We start from the raw sequence: 22,773 nt of genomic DNA on the forward strand, positions 1-22,773 counted from the left end.
AGCGCTACCGGAGCAGCGGCATCACCGCCTTCACGACCAGCGTGAGCGGCGTGTCCTGGGCTACCAGCGCAGCACCGTAGGCGATCGCGACGTGCTCGACGGCCTTCGTCGCGGCGCACAGGACGCGGGCCTGGTGCGGGGTGAGCTTGTCGCCGGCGTCGATCGCGAGCGAGCCGAGGGTGATCGCCGCGAGGGTGACGAGCGCCGCGAGGTCCTGCAGGAGGTGGGGCATGACTGCCTTTCCGGTCCGGGCCGGACAGTTGTCGGCCTCACCCCGTCCGCCGAGAACCGGGCCGCCTTACAGGATGGAATCCCAAAGTGTGACGCACGTCACATGCGCGTGCTCCGGGCCCGTGAAACAAGGCCGTCCCGCTCCTTGCGGTCGCCATGCGGCGCAGGTCGGCATCGAATCACCCGTTCGCACGCTTGTGCGATTCCGAGTTATGGTGGATACCTGGAGAGGACACAGGTCAGGGAGGGGCACGCGAAGGATAGGAGGTGCGCAGCCGTGGATTTACTCATCTGCGCGTCGCCTCTGGATACTCCGCCCGATACGGGGCCTCTCTCCCTGGCGCCCTCGTGCAGCGCGCCGCCGAGCGCGGGATGACGACGCTCGCGCTGACCGACCGGGACACCGTCGCGGGCACGGTCCGCTTCGCCACCGCCGCCGCGGCGGCCGGCATTCGCCCTGTTCTCGGGGTCGACGTCGCCGTCGCCCCGCTTGCCCCGCCGGACCCGGCCGCCCACCGGCCGTGTACGCCCGTGCGCGGCGGCGCCCACGTGATGGAACCGCCTCTGCGGGTCACCCTGCTCGCGCAGACCGTGGCGGGGTGGGCGCGGTTGTGCCGTCTGGTGTCCGCCGCGCATGCCGAGCCCGGCGGCGCGGCGCCGGTCGTGTCCTGGCCCGCCCTGCGTGCGTACGCCGACCGGGACCTGGTGGTGCTGCTCGGTCCATCCTCCGAGCCGGTGCGGGCCCTGTCCGCCGGCCGTCCCGATCTCGCCGAGCAGCTGCTCGCGCCGTGGCGGGAACTCGCCGGCGACCGGCTGCGGCTGGAGACCGTATATCTGGGGCGGCAGAGCACAGGCGCGGGCTCACTACGGCTGGCCGCGCGCACGGTGGGCCTGGCCGACCAGCTCGGCGTGCCCGCGGTGCTGACGAACGCGGTCCGCTACGCCGACCCCGACCAGCACCGGCTGGCGGACGTGCTCGATGCGGCCCGGCTGCTGCGGCCGATCGACCGCCGGCACCTGGACGGCGGCGAGCGGTGGCTGAAGGGCCCGGCCGTCATGGCGGCGGCCGCCGAGCGGATCGCCCGGGCCGTCGACGACGATCCCGCCCGGGCCCTGCGCCTGCTGGCCGAGACCGAGGCCACCGGCCAGTCCTGCACCCTCACCCCGGCCGATCTCGGGCTGGGCAGGCCGCACTTCCCCGAGCCCTCCGTGGTGGGAGCCACCGGCGAGCGGGGTTCGGCAATGCGGTTGCTGCGTCAGCGGTGCGAGGCCGGGATGGTCGCCCGCGGCCTGGACCGGGATGAGCGTGCCGTACGGCAGCTCGACTACGAGCTGGACAGCATCGGCCGGCTCGCCGGATTCGAGGCGTACTTCCTCGCCGTGGCCCAGGTGGTCGCGGATACCCGGGCGCTGGGGATCCGGGTGTCCGCGCGCGGCTCCGGCGCCGGGTCCATGGTCAACCACTCACTTTTCATCGCCACGGCCAACCCTCTCAAGCACCACCTCCTGTTCGAAAGGTTCGTCAACGAGCGCAGGGCGACGCTCCCGGACATCGACCTCGATGTGGAGTCCGAGCGGCGACTGGAGGTGTACGACGCGATCATCAAGCGGTTCGGCACGGAGCGGACCGCGGTCACCGGCATGCCCGAGACCTACAGGGCCAGGCACGCCCTTCGCGACGCTGGAAGTGCCCTCGGGATGCCGCCCCAGGTCGTGGGCGAGATCGCCAAGTCCTTTCCGCACATCCGGGCCCGGGACATCCGCTCCGCCCTGGCAGAGCTGCCGGAGCTGCGGCAACTCGCCGCACAGGCGGAGAAGTTCGGGCCGCTGTGGGAGCTCGCCGAGGGCCTGGACGCACTGGTACGCGGGTACGCCATGCACCCCTGCGGGGTGATCCTGTCCGATGTGTCGCTGCTGGACCGGCTGCCGGTGCAGCCGACCCCGGCCGGCTACCCGATGGTGCAGGCCGACAAGGAAGACATCGAGCTCGGCGGCTACGGCCTCCTGAAACTGGACGTCCTGGGCATCAGGATGCAGAGCGCCATGGCGCACGCGGTCGCGGAGATCCGCCGTGCCACCGGGCAGGTCCTGGATCTCGACAATCCCGATCACGTCGACCTCAACGACCGCCTGGCCTTCGAGCTGATCCAGTCGGCGGATTCGATTGGTCTATACCAATTGGAGTCACCCGGCCAGCAAGATCTTTTGTCCAGGCTGCAGCCCCGGCACATGCAGGACGTCATCGCGGACATCAGCCTTTTCAGGCCCGGTCCTGTGTCGGGCGGTATGCCCGCTTTGTTTATTGCGGCGCGTCATGGCGCGACGCCGCGGTACGCGCACCCGGACCTTGAACCGATCTTGTCGGACACGTACGGCGTGACCATCTGGCACGAGCAGATCATCGCGACGTTCGCCCGGCTGACCGGCTGCGATCGCGCTGCCGGCGAGTACGCCCGCCGCGCCCTCGCCGACCCCGACAGGCTCCCCCGGATCGAGGAGTGGTTCCGTCGTACGGCCGGCGAGCGCGGCTACAACAGCGCCGTGCTGGACGAGGTCTGGGAGACCATCTCCAGCCATGGCGCATACGGCTTCTGCCGGGCGCACGCTGTCGCTTTCGCTGTTCCTGCACTTCAGAGCGCCTTCTTGAAAGCGAGGTTCCCCGCGTTCCTGTACGCCGGGCTCCTGGAGTTCGACCCGGGCATGTGGCCGCGCCGCGTCCTGGTCGCCGATGCCCGCCGCCACGGCGTGCCGGTCCTGCCCGTCGACGTCAACCACTCCCGCGCGGCACACATGGTCGAACAGACCGAGCAGGGCTGGGGCGTCCGCCTCGCCTTCTCCACCGTCAAAGGGATCAGCGAAGGGGAGGTCGCGCGTCTGGTGGCAGGACAGCCCTACACCGGACTGCAGGACCTGTGGCAGCGCGCCCGTCCCTCCCTGCCGATCGCGCAGCGGCTGATCCGGATCGGCGCGCTCGGCCCGCTCCCGGGCGACCTCACCCGCCGGGATCTCCTGCTGCAGGCGACCGAGCTCCACCGGCAGTCCCGTTCCCGCGCTGCCACCGACGGCCAACTGCCGCTCGGCGGCGAGCTGGTGACCGCCACCCCGAGCGGTCTGCCCGAGATGACCGGCCGGGACAAGCTCGGCGCGGAACTGGACACCCTCCAGATCGACGTCACCTACCACCTGATGGAGCACCACCACCGGCTGCTGAACGAGCTCGGCGCCACCACCGCCGCGCACCTGCGCGGCATGACCCCCGGCCAGACGGTCCTGGTCGCCGGGGTACGCGCCTCCACCCAGACCCCGCCGATCCCGTCCGGCAAGAGGGTCATCTTCGTGACCCTGGAGGACGGCACCGGCCTGGTCGACCTCGCGTTCTTCGAGGACTCCCACGAAGCCTGCGCGCACACCGTCTTCCACTCCGGGCTGCTGCTGGTGCGCGGCACCGTCACAGCCCGCGGCGCGCGCCGCACCGTGGTCGGCGAGATGGCGTGGGACCTGGACGACGTCGCCGCGGCCCGCCGCGACCACGGCCCCCAGGCCGCCCTCGGCCTTCTCGGCCGCACCGCCCCCTCCCCCACCCCGGCCCGACCGGCCGCGCCGCAGCGCACCCTCGCCGACGGCACCGCCGGGGCACGGCTTCACCCGTACGCAGACCTCCAGCCCGCCGGCACTCGCTCCGCCGACCTGCGCCGGCTCGGCCACCGCAGCCAGGGTTCTCCGGGGTGATCGCCGTGAGCCGCCACATCCTGCACCTCCGCTTCGACGTTCCGGCCGGCCACGACCCCGACCTTCCCGAGCGGCTGCGCCGCCTGCTGGAGGACATCACGCCGCGCGTGCAGATGATCGAACCGGTCTCGGCTGCGGTGCTCGATCTGACGGGCGCGCTCGCGTACTGGCAGCGCGACGCCCGCGGCCTGACCGAGCTGGTCCAGCTGCGCGCGCTCGCCCACCTCGGCCTGAGCAGTGCCGCGGGGTGCGCGGGCAACCGGATGCTCGCCGCGATGGCCTGCGCCCTCACACCATCCGACCGCCGTACGGTCATCGACGACTCCCCCGAGGCCATCACCGCGTTCCTGCGACCCCGGCCGGCCGATGAGCTGCCCGGCGTGGGCGCGAAGACCGTCGCCATGCTCGCCGAGTACGGCCTGCACACCATCGGCGACGTCGCCGACGTCCCTCAACTCACCCTGCAACGCATCCTTGGCGCCCGTGGCGGCCGCACGCTCCACGAGCGCGCCCAGGGCCGCGACCCCCAGATCGTCGACCCCACACCGACCCCGGCGAGCATCAGCGCCGAACACCACTTCGGCCGCGACGAACTCGACCCCGCCCAGCACCGGCGCGCACTGCTTGCCCTGGCCGACGACCTCGGCGCCCGCCTCCGCAGCTCCGGACAGATCGCGACGGCCCTGACCTGCACCGTCCGCTACGCCGACTCAAGCAGCACCCGACGCAGCCGTACCCTGCCCGAGGCCACCCAGCACACCGTGCTCCTGGCCCGCACCGCCTACGCCATCTATGAGTCCCTCGCCCTCCAGCGCGCCAGGGTCCGCAGTATCGCGCTCCGCGCCGAGGCCCTTCGTCCCGACGACCGGGCCACCCGGCAACTCACCCTCGACGCGGGCGACGACAAGCCTCTCGCGATCGAAGCCGTCGCAGATCGCGCCCGAATCCGCTACGGGCACCACGTGCTCTACCCCGCCGCTCTTGCTATCAACTCCCCTCCCCCATCCGCCCGTCGCCGGGACCGGGATGGCCTCCCAGACGACAGGCTGCGACATAAGCGCGACAGCAGCAGGCGATGGTAGGCGCCCCCTGCCGAGGAGCGATGATCTCTCACGACGGATATCGGGACCTGCGTGTCCCGGACGACAGCGGACGGCCGGCACGCGAAGAAGCCGCCCTGCTGATCCATGCCTTCGACGCGGTAGCCGACGGGCGCCGCACCCGCGCGGACTATCTCCAGGTCGCCGACAACGTGCTCGACGTCCTCGCCCGGCGCGGGCTGCTCAGGCGAGACGCAACTGACCGAGCGGCCGACCACGGTCGGCCTGCGCCTCCAAAAGAGCGGCCAATTCCGGATCCCTCGTGAAGGCGGGGCCGCCCCAGTACGCCGGGACGGCCACGGGCGCGAGGTACACCTCGGTGCCGTGGACGCGCGCGGCGTCGAGCAAGGTCTGCAGCATCTGCACGCCCGCCAGGTCGAGCGCACCGAGGCGCGCATGCCACGTCTGGGTCTCTGGGTCGTACGTTGCGATCGTGCGGAGCTTGTCCAACTGCTCGCGCCATTGAGGATCGGCGGCCGGTGCTGTCCGGACGGTGGCCTCCAACACCCATGCGCTGTCACGGGAATTCGGCGAACTGGTCATGTCAGGACGGTAGACGCTACCACTGACAACTCCTCCGGTCGGGTGAATCCGAAGTCTGAAGAGAACCCCGTGCCGCGCGAACACGTACTGACAGACGTGGACCCGATCCAAGAAGCGCATCTTTCCGAACCCGGCCTGCTCGTTATCGACGTGGCAGGCCTGGACGACGACACCGCATTCGCCTTCCAGAACGCGATCGCCCGAATGTGGGGGACCGCGACCGCCGATCGCACCACTCACGATGTCGGCCAGCCCGGTGTGCGGCTGCGGATGTACACGAATCTGCGGGAGGTCCTGATCGAGACCTCCCTGCCGGATCAGGCGTTGGCCACCGGCCCGGAGTGAGGCGTGGTCCGCCACTACGGGGGAAAGCGACGGACCAGCCTGAAGTCCACGGTGCCACACGCGCCTCTAGTGCGCCCTGTCTGCACGCGAAGTCGCCGCGGGATGGCGCGACTTCATCTGACGTCATCTCCCAGTCTGCGCGCCTAGAGCAGGCGCAGGACGCCGACGACCTTCCCGAGGATCTGCGCGTGGTCGGCGCGGATCGGTTCGTAGGACGGATTGCGCGGCATGAGCCACACCTGCCCGTCCTGTCGGCGCAGCACCTTGACCGTGGCCTCGTCTTCCAGGAGGGCGGCCACGATGTCGCCGTGGTCGGCGCTGTCCTGCTGCCTGACGGTCACGATGTCGCCGTCGCAGATCGCCGCGTCGATCATGGAGTCGCCGGAGACTTTCAGGGCGAAAAGGTCGCCCTCGCCGACGACTTGGCGGGGCAGGGAGTAGACGTCCTCGACCATCTCCGCCGCAAGCAGCGGCGCGCCGGCGGCGATCCGCCCGACCAGTGGCACGTCAACGGGTGCGTCACTTCGTCCGCTGAGGACGGGCGCCCACGAGGGACGAACCCGGTAGGCGCGGGGCCGGTGCGGGTCGCGGAAGAGGACGCCTTTGCGGTCGAGGGCCATTAACTGGTGAGCGACTGAAGAGGTGCTGGAGAGTTTTACGGCCCTGCCGATCTCCCGCATCGACGGCGGGTAGCCCTGCCGGGCGACGGCCTCCCTGATGCACCGGACGATCGCCGCCTGGCGGCTCGTCAACTCCCCCTCGACAGTCCGGATTCCCGGAGGGCGACCTCGGCGTGTGGACGCGGCGTTCTCCATCCAGGGCACCTCCGTACAAGATCTCGCAGAGCGCGACCTTAACCCGCCACGCTTCACAAATGGAACACTATTTCGTGTTCCCGGAAGGTTGAGGGCACCGTGGGGCGCGTGGCCTTGAATGGGCAGGCCGCTTCTGGGCGCGGCATCGGCGGTCCGGCCGGACGATCGGGTGGCGTGTCCTGCCAAGCGGAGGCAGAGACGAAGGCGCCCGACTACTCCCGGCCGAGGACGGGTGCTGGCATGCGGGGGGCGGCTATGTCGGGACTGTGCCGTCCTGGGGAGCGCGCTTGGCGCGCTGCTGTGCTAAGGCCTCGCGGGTGGCGCGGACCGTGTCGATGCCCACCCGTATTCGCTCGGCGCGCTGCCAGATCTCTGCTCGTCGTTCGTCGGCCGTTGTCACAACCATGCCCCCGGTTCGACGAGGGCGTACTCGCAATAGGCCCGCCGGTACCGCTGGTGTCCGGTGTCCCGGGTGTGCTCAGCCATCCACCGGGCGAGGGCGCCGGCGTCCTCCAAGGTGCTGGAGCCCGCACCGCAGTCGGCTTCCTCGCCTGAGACGCAGACGGCCTCGTATTCCGGCATCGCCAACTCGTCCATCGTGATGCCGGATGGCTGCGGGATGCCGGATTCCTGGGTGACCTCGAACATCCGGAACCGGAAAGTACGTGTCACTGCTCGCCCCGCAGCCGGTCGGCGTGGTGCGTGTGGCCGCCGTATTCGTGGGTCTGCGGGTCGCGCGCACTCACGGTCATGGTGAGGGCCCACTCCCACATGCCTTCGACCGGTCCGGGGGTCTTGGTGAGCGCGAGGCCGTGCGGTTCGAGATTGGGGGCCTGCCGCGCCGCCTCGGCGGCGGCCTGGAGAACGTCGGCCGGTGTCGATCCCGTACACACCAGGACGGTGAGCGCGGATACCGAGACGTCGCTCGATTGACCATGGTCGACGAGTGCGCCCACGGCGCTACTCGCCTCGTCGAGCGACCGTACGAGGTCTTCAGCAAAGGGTGGCCGCCTGCCAACGCGGACCGTTTCGACTGCGGCTTCGTCTGTGCGGCGGGTCGCGGGAAGGTGCTCGGAGGGGCGGCCTTCGTTCTGCGGGGTTCCGTTTACATGCGCCATGACGGGACGGTACGGGTGGGAGGGCTCAGCGAGGGCGCACAGTGTGTGTGCCTTGTACGGCTGAGGGGGAGCGCAGTTGTGTTCTTCTCTCTGCGTGCATGTGCTGGCCCCCGGAGTCAGCGCGGGAGACTCCGGGGGCCGAGGGCCGCGGACAGCTCCCACGGGGGGAGGAGCCATCCGCGGGGTCATCGGGCGCAGGCGTGGGCGCCGAGCTCCTCGCCGACCTTGAGGAGCGCCGTGCGCAGCTTGACCGGATCAACGTATCGAGGGAGCACCGCAGTTGAGCGGCTCAGGCAGGCGGCTTCCCAGTTGCCGCCGTCGGCGCGCGGCACCAAGAGCCACGATCCGTTCGAGAGCGTTCGCACGCCCTGGATGTCGGCGCATCCGTCGGCTGTGGTCCCGGGGCGTACGAAGACGATGAGCTCGTGTCGCCGGTAGTCGGCGAAAACGACGTATCCCTCGTCCTGCGGAAGGGCAAGGGCATCGAGCGCGATGAGTCCGTGCTCAAGCGGGGCGATGACTACCGCGTCCCACGTCTTCCCGCAGGCGACCAAGTCCGTGGCTGACGCCCCGGCATACTTCAGCCGGTGTTCGGTCTCATGATCCGGGCTGAGGAACGTAGACGTCCAACCCGCAGAGGTGGTGTTCTCGGACTTGGCCATACGCGCACCGTAGAACGCGTACAACGGACTGTAGGCGCACAGAGTGTGCGCCTTGTCCGCCCGTCCTGGAGCTCACAGATGGACACAAGTGCCGTCGGCCGTCGCATTGCTTACTGGCGCGAGCGTCGCCGCTTCACGCAGGTTGAGTTCGGCCGCCTGATGAACGGCAAGAGCAAGCGATGGGTGCAGGCCCTTGAAGCCGGTGACCGGCAGGCCGACCCGCGCTTGTCCGTACTCGAGGACGCTGCCCGCGTCCTGAGCATCGATCTCCTGACCCTCCTCGCCGACGCCCCGGCCGTCGAATGCGTGGACGCCGTCGAGCTGGAGCGCATCCGGGTCGTCCTGCAGAGCCACGACGTGATCACGGGCTCGGACGACACTGATCCCGCCGACCCCCTGCCGGTCGATGCCCTCCGCGCCGGCGTCCGCTATGGCTGGACCGCCTTTCAGGCCTCCCACTTCGCCTCACTCGGCGGCCTCGTCCCCGACCTCCTCGTCGCCGCCAACCGGGCCGCCGCCCGCCACCAGGGCGATGCACAACTTGCCGCCTACCGGTCGTTGTCGATGGTGCTGCAGCTCACCGAGGCCGCTTCGATCAAATTCGGTGATGGTGGGCTCGCGACCCTCGCCGGCCACCGCGCCGTGGCGGCTGGCGAACGGTCCGGCGACCCCGTCGTCATGGCGTCGGCATGCCGACATCTGGCCGACGCCATGACGAATGACGGTCAGCCCCGCGCCGCCGCCGAGTTCGCCGTCACCGCCGCCGCACGGCTTGAGCACGACCTCACGGCGCGCGGCGCCGATGGGTTATCCACCTTGGGCATGCTGTATCTCAAGGCGGCCATGGCACGCGCCGTGGCGGCCGAACGGGACGACCGCCGTGCTGCCTACGATGCCCGCGCCGTCCCCGAGCTCCTGGACCAGGCAGACGAACACGCCGCCGAGCTCGGCGGCGACGGCAACAACGCGATGTTCACCGCGTTCGGGTCGACCAACGTGAAGTTGTACCGGGTCGCGGCGCACGTTCAGTTGTCCGAGGGAGCGGATGCCGTCGCCGTCGCGATGGACATCTCCGAGGACGCGCGCGCCGCCCTCCCGCGTGAACGGCGTGCCCATCACCTCGCGGACCTCGCCCGTGCTTACACCCAAGCCGGGCAGCGCGAGGAGGCCGTGAACACCCTCCTTGACGCCGAAGCGGAGGCCGAGGAGGAAGTGCATTGTCGTCCGCGGACTCGGCAACTCGTCGATGACCTGCGCCTGTTGGGAGCGGGCAGTGCAGAGGGACGGTTGCGAGCACTCGTGGTTCGCTGTGGACTGCCAACGTGACCCGAACTCTGTACTTGATCTCATGCGCAGCCCCGCCCGCCCGCCACATCGCAACCGGCATCCGCGCCGCTCAGGCCGCCGGGTGGGACGTGTGCCTCGTCCTGACGCCCTCGGCATACCGGTGGGCCGAGGAGGAGGGCGGCGAAGGTGAGCTTGAGGAGCTGCGCAAGCTCACCGGCCACCCCGTGCGGTACACCTACAAACTCCCGTCGCAGAGTGACGTTCTGCCGGACCCCGACGCGCTCCTCGTCGCGCCAGCCACCCTCAACACCCTGACCAAGTGGGCCGACGGGCACGCCGACACGCTCGCCCTCGGTCTGGTGACCGAGGGTCTCGGCCTTCCCCTGCCAATCGTGGCCCTGCCCTACCTCAACAACGCCCAAGCCCAGCACCCAGCACTGCCCCGCGCCGTGTCCACGCTGCGTGCGGCCGGGGTGAGCGTCCTCCTCGACGACGGCACCCCCGAAGGGCGCGGCGGCTTCCGCCCGCACCGGCCGAAACACGGGGACGTCGATGCCTACCCGTGGGATCTCGCCCTCGACGCCCTTCCGCCAGCATCCTGACCCGACTCCATACGTGATTCAGCCCCGCCGCCCTCGGGCGGCGGGGTTTCATGCTTCCCCGCGCGGCGAGGGAATCCTCATCAGGCCGGGACGACAGGGCACACAGATGCGCCGCGCGCGAGGACGCTGGTGACCAAGCCTGCGAGACCGAATTCGGGTAGATCGGCCGTGGCGTGCAGTTCGGCGAGGGGCCATCAGCGGTGGTAGCGGATGTTGTCGGACTGTGGCACAGGCCGGGTCAACTGCGGCCCGTGGCGAGCCGGAGTCTGAACGATCTCCTGATGGTCATTCCACTGGGTCGGCGAACTCAATCTGTCTCACGGTGCGGAAGAGTTCGGTGCAGGTCAAGCCTGGTGGGAAGCGTTCCACTACTCGGTGATGTACATGCTGGCGGTACCCGACCTCGGCCAGTTTCCGGAAGACATGCATGTCGAGTTGCCGCTGGGAGGCGAAGCACTTCAGTGCGGCTTCCTTCGCGTCCAGGAGTTCTTGGGTCCCCATGAAGACGTTGGTGGGTTCGAAGTTACCGCTGTAGGGAGAGCGGAAGTAGGTGAGATTGTTCGCCTCGCGCAGGGCGACCGTTGTCACCTCCTGCGCAGTGATCCTGTGGTCGAGGTGCTGGTCGTCGGGGAAATAGGTGTAGACGACGTCAGGGCGCGCCTCCCGAAAAACCCTGAACAACTCGGCGTTGATCTCGCCCCGATGCTCGACGAAGCGGGTGTCGGGACGTTGGAGAAGCTGTACTCGTCCACTCCGAGGATGACGCCGGCGGCGAGTGCCTCTTCCCGTCGCGGCGCCGTGCCGTCTGGGCCCACTGTCCCGGTGGTAAGGCAGCGGGCCCGGACCCGGGCACCGTTGAGGGCGTACCAGCGCATCCGCATGGCCATGGCGATTTCAGGGTCGTCGGGATGGGCCCCAACGATGAGGACGCTCGTCATCTCGGTTCTCCCCCGCCGTTGCTGCTGATGGCGATGGCGATGGCGATGGCGCTGCGCAGGACCCGGCCGTCCAGGCCCTGCCAGCGGAACGGCTCCCCCGGGCTGCGCGGCCATCGGAGGTAGTGCATGCTGCCAGCCACGTGAGTCGTGCACGCGCTGGTAAAGACGACCTTGGACGAGGCCCCGCCGTCCAGGTGGTAGGCGAGTCGGGGATCGAGGACCGCGACGTGCGCGCCGAACTCGTCCGCCTCTGCCTCCAGCGTGCTGGCACCGTCCGACGTCGAGGGCGCGCACGGCAACGGGGGTCCGGGTCATCGCGTCGCTCGGGGCGCAGCGATGAGAGCACACTGCGCGGCGCCGGTGCCGAGACAGTGCTGTCCGGCCTTCGTGACACCGAACTCCTCGTCAAACTTGTACACGGCGACGAGTACTGAGGCTGCCGGCGACCTGCTGAGAGAACTCCTCCTCACCATGGCGGCCGACTGCTCGCCCCTGGCCCGGTCGTAGTCCGCGCCTGCGCTCAGCCGCCAAGAGGTCAACATCCCCTCTAGTCAATCCTTTTCACACTGGGCAGGTTGAAAGGCGGGTTCTCAGGGACTCGCTATCGCCTGGCCACCCGGGAGAACCGTACGGCCAGGCTTCGGCGTGCCAACGGCCACGGGCATCTGCTGTGCGGTGTGATCCGCCCAGTGGTCTTCCGCAGTATCAGGCTGCGGCGGGCAGCTCGGTGCGTGTGCGGTGGATGAGGTCGGCCACCTCGGGCCGTCCTTTCCACGGGGTGAGGGCGCGGGCGGCCTCGTGGAGGTAGCTGTGGGCGCGGCTGGAGCGGACGTTGCTGAGGATGCGCAGTGAGGTGTTTGCGGCGGTGAGGCCGCGTTCGAGGTCGCGGTTTTGGAGGTGGCTGGTGGCCAGGACGGCCATGCGGATGCCGGTGGCGCGGGTGAAGTGGTCTGCGGGCATGGGCTCGGCAAGCTGGTTCCAGGTGAAGGCGCCCTTGGGGTCGTTGAGGTCGCGGTGTACTTCGGTGGCGTCGGCGGCAAGCCGGGCGTGGGTCATGTAGGCGAGCTGCTCAGGATCGTGGCTGCCTGGCCGGATGGAGTCGAGGAGCTCTTGGGTCCGGCCGAGCGCGGCCTTGGCGGCCTTGGCGTTTCCGGCGCGCCCATGGGCGCGGGCCTCGGTCAGCTTGGCGAAGGCCAGCACCCGTGGTGCGGCGTGTCCGAGACCGCGTTCGTAGGCGCCTTCGGCCATGTCGGCGGCTTGTTCGGGGTAGCCGCGCAGAGTGGTCTGGAGGGACATGGTGGCCATCACGTAGCAGCCACTCTCCACGTTGCCCGCGGCTCGTGCCAGGCGCAGGGCCTGGACGAAGTGGCGCTGGGCGACATCGTGGTGGCCGGTGTCGACCGCTGACCAGCCCACGACCCTCGACAACTCAGCGGTCGCCGCGAAAAGCTCACGCCTGATGGTCTCGGTGTAGGTGCCGGTCAGCAGCGGTGCGGCGCTCAGGCGCAGACATTCGGCGACGGAGCTGACCTTCCAGTTCCCGCCGCCGAAGCGGGAGTCCCACAGGCGGGCTTCATCCGCGGCCTTCCACAGTTCGTCGAGGTCACTGCGGCCGACCTGCCGGCCGCCTTCGTGCGCGGTCGGGGCGTCGGTCGGGGCGTCGGTCGGCTTGGCCAGCCAGCGGGTGACGGGCGTTGCGAAGGCAGCGATGGCGAAGCCGTTGCTGATGACCTGGCGACGGGAGCGGTCCACGGTTCTCCAGTAGGTGGCGGCGACACGGATTGCATCGACGGGGTCGCGGGCGAAATCCAACCCCATGTCAGGGTGTCCGCCTGACCGGCTGTACATGCCGATCTCGGTCACGCTCACCGTTCTGCCGAGGCGTTCGCCCAGCGCAGCGGCCAGGAACTCGGGAGTGCGGCCGCGCGGGATCATTCCGAGATTCACCCATCTGGCGACACTGGTGTGCTCGTACCTGAGCGGAACACCGGCCGCGGCACCGATCCTGTTGATCTGTACGGCCAAGGATTTGTGACTCGCGCCGGCCTGCTTGACGAGCCGGGCCAGATCCTCGTTGGGATCACCCTGGCGGTCCTTCTTGGGCGCCACCGAGCCCCCTCATACCAGCCGTGTCCTGTGACGCGGATGCCGCAGGCGCGGGATCCGAGCCTAGGACGCGAGGGTGACGCGGGGAACCGGATGTGCGTTGTTCGCCCCCCTAGTTCGCCTCCCGCGCACACCGGCTCCGGCAGTTCTCTGGATGCAGGCGGTGGCTCGCCGGAGTGCTGGGAGTCCACCGTCCCTTCCCGGTCCACGACCAAGGCGGGAGTCAGATGTACGAAGTCCTCGTCACCGGCGGTGCCGGCTTCATTGGTTCGCACTTCGTCCGGCGGATACTGCGCCGGGACGACGTGTCCCGGGTGACCGCGCTGGACGCGCTCACCTACGCCGGCCACCCCGAGAATCTGGGGGATGCCTTCCTCGACCCGAGACTGACGTTCGTCCACGGCAACATCCTGGACGGACCGCTTGTGGACGAACTCATGGCCCGGCACACCGCCGTCGTCCACTTCGCCGCCGAGTCCCACGTCGACCGCTCCCTCACCACGGCCGACCACTTCCTCACGACCAATGTCCTTGGCACGCAGACACTCGCCGCCTCCGCCGGCCGCCACGGCATCGAGAAGTTCGTGCACGTCTCGACGGACGAGGTGTACGGATCGCTCGCCCAAGGCTCGGCGCGCGAGGAGGATCCCGTGCAGCCCAGCGTCCCGTACGCCGCATCGAAGGCTGCCAGCGACCTCGTCGCCCTGAGCCACTTCCAGACCTACGGCCTGCCCGTCTGTGTGACGCGCAGCTCGAACAACTACGGGCCCCACCAGTTCCCCGAAAAGGTCATCCCCCTCTTCACCACCCGCCTCCTGCAGGGCGACAAGGTGACCCTTCACGGCGAAGGCCAGCACGTACGGAACTGGCTGCACGTCCAGGACAACTGTGCCGGCATCGAGCTGGTCCTGTTCAAGGGCATCCCGGGCGAGATCTACAACCTTGCCGGCGGTACGGACCTCACGGGCCGCGAACTGACCGCCAAGCTCCTGACCCTGTGCGGAGCGGACTGGAACTCGGTGGCGTACATCCCGGACCGGCAGGCCAACGACCTGCGGTACTCGATGTTCTGGGACAAGATCGCCGCTCTCGGGTTCAGGCCGGCCCGCGACCTCGACGAGGGCCTGGCCGAGACCGTCGACTGGTACCGGCGCAACCCCGACCGCTGGGCACCGCTGACGCGCACCCCGTTTGCGACCGTATCCGCCGCCGGGGAGGAAGCTCATGCCCACTGACCAGACTATTCCGCGCAGGATCCTGGTGACCGGTGTCGGCGCCAACCCGGGCTTCGGGCTGACCCGAAGCCTCATTCGCCTGGGCCACACGGTCATCGCCGCCGACGCGAACCGGCTCGCTCCAGGTTTCCTGCTGCCTTCCGTGGCGCCCCGGGTCATTCCCCTTGCTGGCGACCCCGACTTCCAGGGCGTGATGGCCGGCCTGTGCCGGGACCTGGCCGTGGAGGCGGTAGTGGCCGGCATCGAGCCGGACCTGGAGCCCTTGACGCAGATGGTGCCCCAGCTGGAAGCCGACGGCGTGCGCCTGTGGCTCCCGGACGCCCCTTCGGTGCGCGCCTGCACCGACAAGGCCCTCTTCCACCAAGTGCTGACCGAGCACGGCATCGCAACCCCGCGTACGTGGCAGCCACAGGAGATCGACCAGGTGCCCGACGGTTCCGAGCTGGTCGTCAAGCCACGGCGCGGTCACGGCGCGCAGAACGTCCACTTCGTGCGCCGCCGGGAGCATGCGCGCGTGCTGTGCGAGCTCGTCCCGGAGCCCATTGTGCAGGAGCGGATCTACGGCTCCGAGTTCACGGCGGACTGCCTGGTGGACCGGACCGGACACGCCTCGGTCATCCTGCGCCGCCGCGATCTTGTCAAGGCCGGCCTCGCCGCGGTGTCCACCACGTTCGACGACCCTGACGTGCGCGACCTCGTGGAGCGGACGCTGGGCGCCGTCGGCGCCCGCGGCCTCTGTTGCGTGCAGGGATTCGTCTCCGCCGACGGCATGGTCACGATCACCGAACTGAACCTGCGGATCGCCGGCGGCTTCCCCCTGACCGAGGCGGCCGGAGCGGACCTCGTCGGCCAGATGGTCAACGGCCTGTTCGGCCTGCCGGTCGACCACCAACGCCTCACCTACCGGACCGGCGTGTTCCTGACCAACTACACCGAGACCCTGGCCGTCGGCGACGTCGCCGAGCTTGAGCGCACGGCCACCGCGAAGGGAGAAGCACGATGACCGTGTCAGCGAGGCCCGATGCCCGGCGCAACGCCAGCCCCTACCTGTACGGGCAGGAGGCCGAGGCCATCGCCCGGGTCCTGGAAGGCGGCCAGTACGGACACACGGAGGTCACCGCGGAGTTCGAACGGCGTATCGCCGACTTCCTCGGCGTCCCCGACGCCGTGGCCCTCGCCTCCGGCACCGCAGCCCTCCACACCGCGCTGCTCGCCGCCGGGATCGGCCCCGGCCACGAGGTGATCGTGCCGTCCATGACGTTCTGCGCGACCGTGCAGGCCATCCTGGCCGTCGGCGCCACCCCGTACTTCGTCGACATCGACCCGGCCACCCTGTGCGTCGGCGACCGGCTCGTCATGGACGCCCTCACCGACGAGACGGCCGCCGTCATGCCGGTCCTGTTCGGCGGCCGGCCCGTCGACCTCTCGGCCGTCCAGGCGGACCTCGACGACCGGGGCGTCGTCGTCATCGAGGACGCGGCGCACGCGTTCGGCTCCCGCCACGGCACACGCCGCGTCGGGGCGAACGAGGCGGTACTAACCTGCTTCTCGTTCGGGCCGATCAAGAACCTCACCTGCGGCCAGGGCGGCATGGTCATCCCCCGCACACCCGCCGAAGCCGACATGATCCGCCGGATCCGACTCCTGGGCGTGGTCCAGTCCCAGGGCGAGCGCGCGAACACCACCAGCTACCGTGTGGACGGTTTCGGCCTGCGCTACCAGCTCTCGGGCCTCAACGCCGCCATCGGTCTGGTCCAGCTCGACAGCTTCCAGGCCGCCGAGGACACCCGCCGCCACCTGTGGCGCACCTACCGCGACGCCCTCGCCCCGCTGGACGGCATCACGCTGGTCGACGTCGATGTGGACCGTGCGGTGCCGCACCTGTGTCAGGTCCGCATCCCTCACCGCAACGAGGTGTTCGCCGACCTCCGGGGCCGGGACATCGGGGTGGGTGTCCACTACCCGCCCAACCACCTCCAGCCGGCGTTCGCGGCCTGGCACCGCTCCCTGCCGGCCACCGAGCAGGCCGGCGAGGAGATCCTCAGCCTGCCGTTCCACCAGCACCTCACCGATACGGACATCGGCCTCGTGGTGGCCGCGCTCGACCAGGCCCTCAAGTCCGTCGGAGGATCGTGATGCGCAAGCTTCTGACCGTATGCCTGGGGAACTACTGTCGCAGCCCGTTCGCGCAGGTCGCGCTCACCCGCAGCGGCGGGGCGGCAGTGACGGTCCGCTCCGCCGGGCTGATCGGCAAGTGGCAGGACCATCCCGCCAACCCGTTCATGGTCAACGCAGCCCAGCGGCTCGGGCTCGACCTCACCCACCACCGCGGACAGCAGATCAGCCTGGAGGACCTGGACTGGGCGGATGACGTCTTGGCGATGGACGCCTCCGTCCTCGACACGCTCCACGCGATCGACGACGGCCACAACGCCCACAAGCTCCGCCTCTACCTCCCCGGCCGGGACGTTCCCGACCCGATAGGCCAGGACGAGAACACGTTCAACAACTGCGCCGTGGTGATCGAGGCGGGTACGGCCCTGCACATCGGACGACGCCGCCCGCAGTCCGGCTGATCAACCGGATGCGGCGGACAGCACCACGTCCACGAGCCTGTCCGCCGCATCCGGCCGCCCGTACGTCCGGGCCCGCTCCGCCATCGCCGCCCGCCTGGCGGGATCGGTCAGGAGCGGGCCGACCGCGCTCTGCAGAGCGGGGCCGGTGACCTCGCCGAGCAGGGCCAGAGCGGCCCCGGCATCGGCCAGGTGCTGGGCATTGTGCGCCTGCTCGTTCCCAGCCGACGTGGCGAGCGGAATGAACACCGCGGGCTTGCCGAGCGCGGTCAGTTCGGCCAGTGTCCCGGCACCGCTCCGGGACACCACGACATCGGCCAGCGCCAGCACGTCCGGCAGCTCTGGCCCGAGAAATCCGGTCAGGTGGTAGCGGCTGGCGAGGACCGGGTCCAGCCCGGCGGCGGCCGACCGGAGTTCGTCCACATTCGCCGGACCGCACTGGTGGATCACGTTCGCGTGCGCCAGGAGCCAGGGCAGCACTTCACGAACAACACCGTTGATCTGCTGGGCACCCTGCGCACCGCCGGTGACGTAGACCGTCGGCAGACGTCGGTCGAACCCGTACAGGCTCAGCGCGTCAATCGCCTTGTCCCCGTGGCCGCCCAGTACTTCCGGCCGCACCGGATTCCCGGTGACGACCGCACGCTCACGCACTCCGGCGGGCAGCAGCGGAAGCGAGGACTCCGAGGACACCGCGATCCGCGTCGCCGAACTCGCGAGCTTCCGGTTGGCCAGCCCGAGCCGGACCGTCTGCTCGTGCAGAACCAGCGGAACGCGGCACAGCCGCGCGGCCAGCCCAGCCGGAACCGCGACGTACCCACCCGTCGCCAGGACGACATCCGGCTGGAATCCGGACACGATCGACCGTGCCTGAGCCACGCCGAGCGGCACCCGCGCCATGTCCTTCACATTCGCGGCAGACACCATCTTCAGCGGATTCGACGACCGGCGGATCTTCCCCGTTGCCACCGTCTTGAACGCGATCCCCTCCGCCGGAGCGACACGCGCTTCGAGACCGTCCTCCGTCCCGATCCACAAGACATCCAGCGTGCCGCCAGCAGCCGCGAGACGGCACTGCAAAGTTCGGATCGCGGTCAGGGCCGGGTAGGTGTGACCGCCAGTGCCTCCGCCCGTCACGAGCAGCCGGAACGAACGCGGGAGCAAGGAGGAAGTGTTCACCCTCCGCACCCTAGTGGCTGACCAGTTGCTCACGCCGAAGTATGCCGGACGGCAGGCCGCGCGTCTGACCTCGCCGAGGCCGCCGCCGGTGGCCTTCCGTACCGCGGCCAGTGGCGCCGGAGCGCGGCCGGTTCGCAGTGCGACCTGCCGGGTGGCTTGGTGCACCGTCATCGGCAGGCCGCCGATGACGGTGATGCCGGAGAGTCGGGCGGCCTTGGCGAGGAGCGGGGGCCAGGGTGTTGCAAGCAGTCACCGCGGCGTGGCCACTCCATCACGGCAGCCGGGCATCTTCCGTCGCCCATGCAGCGCGCAGTGCGGCCCAGGCCCGGGCTGCTTCAGCGTGTTCGCGGAGATGAGCGAGCCATGTGTCATCGGTAGCGGGCAGGGATTGCCCGCGGGCCGGTGCATGGCCGCGGGCGCGTGCTGCGTAGATCTCCCGGGGTGTGGGGGAATCGGCCCAGTTTTCGAGGGGCAGGGACGCCAGGAAGGTCTCCTCGTCCTCGCGCAGCGTCGGCCGGTACTCCCGCAGGGCAGTCTGCTGTCGGCGTTGTTGGCGCCCTTGGGCCAGTTCACGCCGGAGGGCGGGCCGTAGCTGCTCGGCGTAGTGCTGCCAGGCGGGGGCGTGACGCCGGGCGCGGTCCCGGAGCATGGCCTCGTAGCGGATGCCACCGGTGTCGGCGTGGGCATCGTGGGCGGGTGGTTCGGTGGTGGGCGGAAGTTCGGCGAGGCGTTGCCGGCGGGCGAGTTCGTGGTGGATGTAGGCGGCGGGGTCCTGGAGCTGTGCGGGGACGCCCCAGGTGGAGAGCTCCGCGATGAGTTGTGGTGCCGTCCATCCGGCCTGGATGAGGGGGCGTAGTGCGAAGGCGAGGCGGCGGGAACAGGCTCCGTAGAGCCACCACACCTCGCGCTGCAGTTTCTCGGTGAGGTCGATGGCCTGGTGGCAGTCAGTCGGCGTGATCCACGACGGCGTCCGGCGGGCGAGGGGTCGCTGTTTACGGGTTCGCGGAGTGTTCTTCTTGCCCCTCTCTACTACCTGCAGATGAGATGGGGCTGATGTGACCACAACAGAAGGGGTGCAACGCCCGGAACGCTGGTGCCCGGCCTTTCGGGCGGTGTGGCGGGCGGCGGCGATGGCGCGGGTGCGTCCTGCCTCGGTGACGCCGATCAACCGGGCCCGGTAGCCGCGTCCGTGTATGCGGTGTCCCTGCGCGTGGTCCCAGATGGGTGGGGCGACGGGGGCGTAGAGGGTGGCGGTGCCGCGGTAGCCGTGGCCGGGCTGCCATGCGTCACCGTGGCGGGTCCGGACCGAGTTGCGTTTCGAGCCGTGCTCGACCCAGGCGATGAGGCCGAGTTCGCGCAGGTAGCGGGCGTGGTTGAGGACGGTGCGGCGGCTGAGGCCGAGCTCCTGGACAGTCGCGGATATGTTGAAGGCGAAGTGGCCGTGCTGGCTGCGGTGCATGCGGGAGGCGAAGGCGGCGGCCAGGCGCAGCGTGGTCGGTCCGGCCTTGGGGTGGTGGCGGACCATGTAGCGGGCCGCGGAGAGGAAGTCGCCGGCACGGCGCAGTTGCCGTGAGGCAGTGGCGTCCACCTCGTGGTCTTGTGGTGCCTCGATCAGCCTGAATGGCCCGCGTGAAGTGAACGTCGGTGTACGGGTGTTGTCGCTGGTGTCTTGTTCCTGGCAGGCGTGGCGGCTGGTGGCGTGGTCGGGCATCATGGTTCCTGTTGCGGGCGTTGCCTCGTGACGGCACGAGGCCGGGAACGGTCTGTGCGGTTCGCGGAAGAACCTGCTTGTTCGCCGGGTGAGGGCTGCAATCCCTCTTCGGCGGGTGGAATTGGTCGAGGGCCTGGTGGTGACCGAGGCTGTTCGGCTGAGGGGCGGCAGTCGGCCTTGGGAAGGGCCGCACCGCCCCTTTTCGCTGGTCAGTGACCGTGGGCGAGACCGGCGAGGGCCACCTACGGGGTGGTGAACTCCCAGATGTAGGGCTCGCTGTCCTCGCCCTTCGCCTCTTCCGTCCAGTGCACTTCCACGGACGTTGCGTTCGAGGGGACGAGGTAGGACTCGCACAGGGTGTGGGTTTCGCCGGTCGTCCAGCGTTCGATGTCGTACGGGTCTTCGCAGCCGGGTGCGTCGGCGGAGGCGAAGATGAGCAGCGCGCCCCTCTTGCCGTCGGCCCAGATGGTGGTGCTGTCGCCCGCGGCGGAGTCGCTCGTGAGGGCCGGGCCGGCGGTGTGCGTGTACATCACGTGGGCGACGGCGAGGATCATCCCCTCGGCATCCGCCGGGTCCTGGACCAGCTTTGCGGCTTCGGCCTCGGTGCCCAGTTCACCCCCGGAGGCCGCCTTGGCCTGAGACGCGGTGGCCTTCGGCGGGGAGGACTTCGTCGCGTCCGCGCCGGAGTTGTCGTCACCCCCGCCGCACGCGCTGAGGGTGAGCGCGAGGACGGCGACGGGCGAGACGACGCGCAGGGCGTTCTTGCAGGTATGGCGCAGCAAAAGGGACTCCTTGATCGGGTTGTGCAGGGCGGAGGGGGATCTGGAGGCCGGGCGAGAGTTGCCGGGCCTCCCCTGGCTGGGTTTCTGGCTCAGGGGCGCCGCGGGCTACCCGGTGATGAGGTCAGCCGCTGCGGGTAACTGGGCAGGCCGGGCTTCCAAGGCCGCGATCAGGTCCTTGAGGTGATCACTGACGTGGCGATGGCGAGAGCTCCCGCGACTGGCAGGAGCGCCGCGTACGCCTGGGGCCGGCCCCACACGGGTTTGCCCAGCGCGAGGGATGTCCTGCCGGGTGGCGGCTCGGAGGTGGGCAGGGCTCTGAACTGCCGGTGGGCGGCGGCGTTGTGGGCAAGCACCTGGGGCGTGCGGTACAGCGCACTGAGCACGCCCCACCAGCCCTGCCAGAGAGTTCTCGTGGTCATGATGCGGACCAAGGCGATGCCGCACTGCCGGCACAGGGGTTCTGCGACGGTGCGGGTACGGCTCCAGAAGGCCAGCCCGATGTGGGCTGTGACCGTGGTGGAGACGGCGGGCTGCGCCTGGCAGATATGGCAGCCCGGTTCCGTCGGCGTGCCGGTGCCCACGGAGTACCACGGGATCGGCGGGTCCCCTGATCCGGCAGATGTGGCCGAGAGCGGGTTGGTGTACCAGGCCGGTCGCGAGTACTCAGGTGCCCAGTCCTCGGAGGGCGGAGGATCTGCGGCGGGGCTGCTCATGAGGCAGGCCCAACGGGGTCGACCGGGCGGAGTGTGACCGGCAGGGTGACGGGAGCGGCGCGCGGTGGGGTCATCGCGAGTCCACCATCCGGTCCCTGTACGCGATCAGTGAGGGATCGCCCGACGGCGTCAGCCGGGCCAGGGCCTGGCCCTGCAGCTCATCGGTGATGACGACCCTTTTCGAGTCGTCGTAGATCGCTTCCGGCGCGGTCGGGGTCAGTTGGAAACTGCTCATGTACTGGGGCTTGAGTATCGACTCCCGGGTGAGCGCGGTGGGGAAGACGCTGAGCGCGCCGCCGTCCGCGAGGCGCAGCGTGTACACCGTGGGGTGGGTCGGCTTGGCGGAGAAGAACGTGGTGGTCACCGAGTCGGCGTTCTCGCCCGTGTTGCGGTCCGTGTAGACCTTGACTGCCGACTTCTTGGCCGGCGTGGAGGTCAGCGCGGATCCTTCCTTCTTCCCGCCGGTCTCGAACAGGTCCTGAAGGGCCGGGGCGAGACTGTCCGGCGCGAGGGTTCCCACACGGTCGCCGGGGTCGACGGCTTCGGCGAGCCCGTTGCGGTCGACGGCGATCTCGGGAATGGGCGTCTCGTCCAGGTGGAAGGCGCCGACCATCTTGTAGGTGCCGTCGACCCGGTCGAAGATCAGCACGGCGGGATTCTTGTCGTCCCAGGTCGAGATGGCCGTGGCGGCGAACCACGTGGCCGTGCCGGCCGGGGGAATCCAGTACTCGCGGGCGGTGTACGTGAATGGGGAGCCGTATTCCGTCTGGTCTTCCTTCGACCACGTCTTCCACTGCTGGTAGTCGGCTGCCGACTGCACGTTGAGCTGTCCCGCCTCGACCGTGGCCAGGAGCTTGGCGTCCAGGGCCTTGTTGGCGGCGTTGTTGGCCTTGACGTATTTGGAGAGCACGGAGTCGGCGAACTCCGGTGTCACCACCCCCTTAGGGGAGGATTCCGTGCTCGAAGGAGTGCCGCGGTCGTCGGCTGTGATGCCGGTCTGGCCGTAGCTGCATGCGGTGAGAGTGCTCGCGAGTGATACGCCGATGGCGAGCGCGGTCAGCCGGTGCCGGCGCGCGAGTGGGGATATGGGTCGGGACATGGTGA

Annotated in this window: 23 protein-coding genes and 1 pseudogene; 9 read left to right on the top strand and 15 right to left on the bottom strand. The window is 69.7% G+C overall.

Translation table 11 applies throughout. The annotated features are described in order from the left end of the window. Positions 1 to 4 precede the first annotated feature (4 nt). On the bottom strand, positions 5 to 232 hold the full coding sequence (locus tag ACFYPC_RS33910) for a hypothetical protein (RefSeq protein WP_391890852.1): 228 nt from the start codon (positions 230 to 232) through the stop codon (positions 5 to 7). A 266-nt stretch (positions 233 to 498) separates the two neighbouring features. On the opposite strand from ACFYPC_RS33910, the gene ACFYPC_RS33915 reads away from it, so the two are divergent. Together ACFYPC_RS33915 and ACFYPC_RS33920 are read left to right on the top strand one after the other, a co-directional pair. Further along, a complete protein-coding gene (locus ACFYPC_RS33915; RefSeq protein WP_391890855.1) occupies positions 499 to 3,960 on the top strand; it encodes a DNA polymerase III subunit alpha in 3,462 nt (1,153 codons plus the stop codon). Positions 3,961 to 3,965: 5 nt separating this feature from the next. Next, positions 3,966 to 5,042: a hypothetical protein gene (locus ACFYPC_RS33920; protein ID WP_391890858.1), complete on the top strand. Its 1,077-nt coding sequence runs from the start codon at positions 3,966 to 3,968 to the stop codon at positions 5,040 to 5,042. 201 nt (positions 5,043 to 5,243) lie between these two features. Here ACFYPC_RS33920 and ACFYPC_RS33925 read toward each other — a convergent pair whose 3' ends face one another. Next, entirely contained in the window at positions 5,244 to 5,603 is a 360-nt protein-coding gene (locus ACFYPC_RS33925; protein ID WP_391890861.1) for a hypothetical protein, read from the bottom strand. A gap of 69 nt (positions 5,604 to 5,672) precedes the next feature. Here ACFYPC_RS33925 and ACFYPC_RS33930 point away from each other — a divergent pair, with 69 nt between their 5' ends. Continuing rightward, positions 5,673 to 5,948 carry a DUF6207 family protein gene (locus ACFYPC_RS33930; RefSeq protein ID WP_391890864.1) on the top strand — a complete coding sequence of 92 codons (276 nt, stop codon included), beginning with the start codon at positions 5,673 to 5,675 and terminating at the stop codon, positions 5,946 to 5,948. A 143-nt stretch (positions 5,949 to 6,091) separates the two neighbouring features. Here the strand turns inward: ACFYPC_RS33930 and lexA are convergent, their stop codons facing one another. The 5 genes from lexA to ACFYPC_RS33955 all read right to left on the bottom strand — a co-directional run bounded on the left by lexA (position 6,092) and on the right by ACFYPC_RS33955 (position 8,543). Next, entirely contained in the window at positions 6,092 to 6,763 is a 672-nt protein-coding gene (lexA, locus tag ACFYPC_RS33935) for a transcriptional repressor LexA (RefSeq protein WP_391890867.1), read from the bottom strand. 253 nt (positions 6,764 to 7,016) lie between these two features. After that, positions 7,017 to 7,169, bottom strand: a complete 153-nt coding sequence (locus ACFYPC_RS33940; RefSeq protein ID WP_391890869.1) for a hypothetical protein — start codon at positions 7,167 to 7,169, stop codon at positions 7,017 to 7,019. After that, positions 7,160 to 7,435, bottom strand: a complete 276-nt coding sequence (locus ACFYPC_RS33945; RefSeq protein ID WP_391890872.1) for a hypothetical protein — start codon at positions 7,433 to 7,435, stop codon at positions 7,160 to 7,162. The genes ACFYPC_RS33940 and ACFYPC_RS33945 overlap by 10 nt, the downstream gene beginning before the upstream one ends. Beyond that, entirely contained in the window at positions 7,432 to 7,881 is a 450-nt protein-coding gene (locus tag ACFYPC_RS33950; protein WP_391890875.1) for a hypothetical protein, read from the bottom strand. The genes ACFYPC_RS33945 and ACFYPC_RS33950 overlap by 4 nt, the downstream gene beginning before the upstream one ends. A gap of 185 nt (positions 7,882 to 8,066) precedes the next feature. Continuing rightward, complete coding sequence (locus ACFYPC_RS33955; RefSeq protein ID WP_391890878.1) at positions 8,067 to 8,543, bottom strand: hypothetical protein; 477 nt, start codon at positions 8,541 to 8,543, stop codon at positions 8,067 to 8,069. 78 nt (positions 8,544 to 8,621) lie between these two features. On the opposite strand from ACFYPC_RS33955, the gene ACFYPC_RS33960 reads away from it, so the two are divergent. Next, positions 8,622 to 9,869, top strand: coding sequence for a helix-turn-helix domain-containing protein (locus ACFYPC_RS33960; RefSeq protein ID WP_391890881.1), 1,248 nt, complete (start codon positions 8,622 to 8,624; stop codon positions 9,867 to 9,869). Then, positions 9,866 to 10,432: a flavoprotein gene (locus ACFYPC_RS33965; RefSeq protein WP_391890884.1), complete on the top strand. Its 567-nt coding sequence runs from the start codon at positions 9,866 to 9,868 to the stop codon at positions 10,430 to 10,432. The genes ACFYPC_RS33960 and ACFYPC_RS33965 overlap by 4 nt, the downstream gene beginning before the upstream one ends. Before the next feature lie 285 nt (positions 10,433 to 10,717). Here ACFYPC_RS33965 and ACFYPC_RS33970 read toward each other — a convergent pair. The 3 genes and pseudogenes from ACFYPC_RS33970 to ACFYPC_RS33980 all read right to left on the bottom strand — a co-directional run bounded on the left by ACFYPC_RS33970 (position 10,718) and on the right by ACFYPC_RS33980 (position 13,479). Next, positions 10,718 to 11,484: pseudogene (locus tag ACFYPC_RS33970) on the bottom strand (PIG-L deacetylase family protein). Beyond that, positions 11,367 to 11,669 carry a hypothetical protein gene (locus tag ACFYPC_RS33975; RefSeq protein ID WP_391891007.1) on the bottom strand — a complete coding sequence of 101 codons (303 nt, stop codon included), beginning with the start codon at positions 11,667 to 11,669 and terminating at the stop codon, positions 11,367 to 11,369. Before ACFYPC_RS33975 ends, ACFYPC_RS33970 begins: the two are co-directional and overlap by 118 nt. Positions 11,670 to 12,075: 406 nt before the next feature. After that, positions 12,076 to 13,479 carry a sporulation protein gene (locus tag ACFYPC_RS33980; protein WP_391890887.1) on the bottom strand — a complete coding sequence of 468 codons (1,404 nt, stop codon included), beginning with the start codon at positions 13,477 to 13,479 and terminating at the stop codon, positions 12,076 to 12,078. A gap of 224 nt (positions 13,480 to 13,703) precedes the next feature. On the opposite strand from ACFYPC_RS33980, the gene ACFYPC_RS33985 reads away from it, so the two are divergent. The 4 genes from ACFYPC_RS33985 to ACFYPC_RS34000 are packed head-to-tail and all read left to right on the top strand — an operon-like array spanning position 13,704 to position 17,287. Next, a complete protein-coding gene (locus ACFYPC_RS33985; RefSeq protein ID WP_391890890.1) occupies positions 13,704 to 14,711 on the top strand; it encodes a dTDP-glucose 4,6-dehydratase in 1,008 nt (335 codons plus the stop codon). Continuing rightward, positions 14,701 to 15,714: an ATP-grasp domain-containing protein gene (locus tag ACFYPC_RS33990; protein WP_391890893.1), complete on the top strand. Its 1,014-nt coding sequence runs from the start codon at positions 14,701 to 14,703 to the stop codon at positions 15,712 to 15,714. The genes ACFYPC_RS33985 and ACFYPC_RS33990 overlap by 11 nt, the downstream gene beginning before the upstream one ends. After that, positions 15,711 to 16,847 carry a DegT/DnrJ/EryC1/StrS family aminotransferase gene (locus tag ACFYPC_RS33995; protein ID WP_391890896.1) on the top strand — a complete coding sequence of 379 codons (1,137 nt, stop codon included), beginning with the start codon at positions 15,711 to 15,713 and terminating at the stop codon, positions 16,845 to 16,847. The genes ACFYPC_RS33990 and ACFYPC_RS33995 overlap by 4 nt, the downstream gene beginning before the upstream one ends. Then, the gene (locus ACFYPC_RS34000; protein ID WP_391890899.1) at positions 16,847 to 17,287 is read left to right on the top strand and encodes a low molecular weight phosphotyrosine protein phosphatase; all 441 of its coding nucleotides are present in this window, start codon (positions 16,847 to 16,849) and stop codon (positions 17,285 to 17,287) included. Before ACFYPC_RS33995 ends, ACFYPC_RS34000 begins: the two co-directional genes overlap by 1 nt. Here ACFYPC_RS34000 and ACFYPC_RS34005 read toward each other — a convergent pair whose 3' ends face one another. The 5 genes from ACFYPC_RS34005 to ACFYPC_RS34025 form a co-directional block, all read right to left on the bottom strand. Continuing rightward, the gene (locus tag ACFYPC_RS34005; RefSeq protein WP_391890902.1) at positions 17,288 to 18,463 is read right to left on the bottom strand and encodes a glycosyltransferase; all 1,176 of its coding nucleotides are present in this window, start codon (positions 18,461 to 18,463) and stop codon (positions 17,288 to 17,290) included. A gap of 271 nt (positions 18,464 to 18,734) precedes the next feature. Next, positions 18,735 to 20,177, bottom strand: coding sequence for a hypothetical protein (locus tag ACFYPC_RS34010; RefSeq protein WP_391890905.1), 1,443 nt, complete (start codon positions 20,175 to 20,177; stop codon positions 18,735 to 18,737). Between the two features lie 239 nt (positions 20,178 to 20,416). Beyond that, a complete protein-coding gene (locus ACFYPC_RS34015; protein ID WP_391890908.1) occupies positions 20,417 to 20,956 on the bottom strand; it encodes a hypothetical protein in 540 nt (179 codons plus the stop codon). Between the two features lie 167 nt (positions 20,957 to 21,123). After that, positions 21,124 to 21,669 (bottom strand): hypothetical protein, encoded by a 546-nt coding sequence (locus tag ACFYPC_RS34020; protein ID WP_391890911.1) that lies wholly within the window; start codon positions 21,667 to 21,669, stop codon positions 21,124 to 21,126. Between the two features lie 70 nt (positions 21,670 to 21,739). After that, positions 21,740 to 22,768 carry a hypothetical protein gene (locus ACFYPC_RS34025; RefSeq protein ID WP_391890914.1) on the bottom strand — a complete coding sequence of 343 codons (1,029 nt, stop codon included), beginning with the start codon at positions 22,766 to 22,768 and terminating at the stop codon, positions 21,740 to 21,742. Positions 22,769 to 22,773: the final 5 nt, after the last annotated feature.

The organism is Streptomyces sp. NPDC005808, assembly GCF_042871385.1.
Classification (GTDB): domain Bacteria; phylum Actinomycetota; class Actinomycetes; order Streptomycetales; family Streptomycetaceae; genus Streptomyces.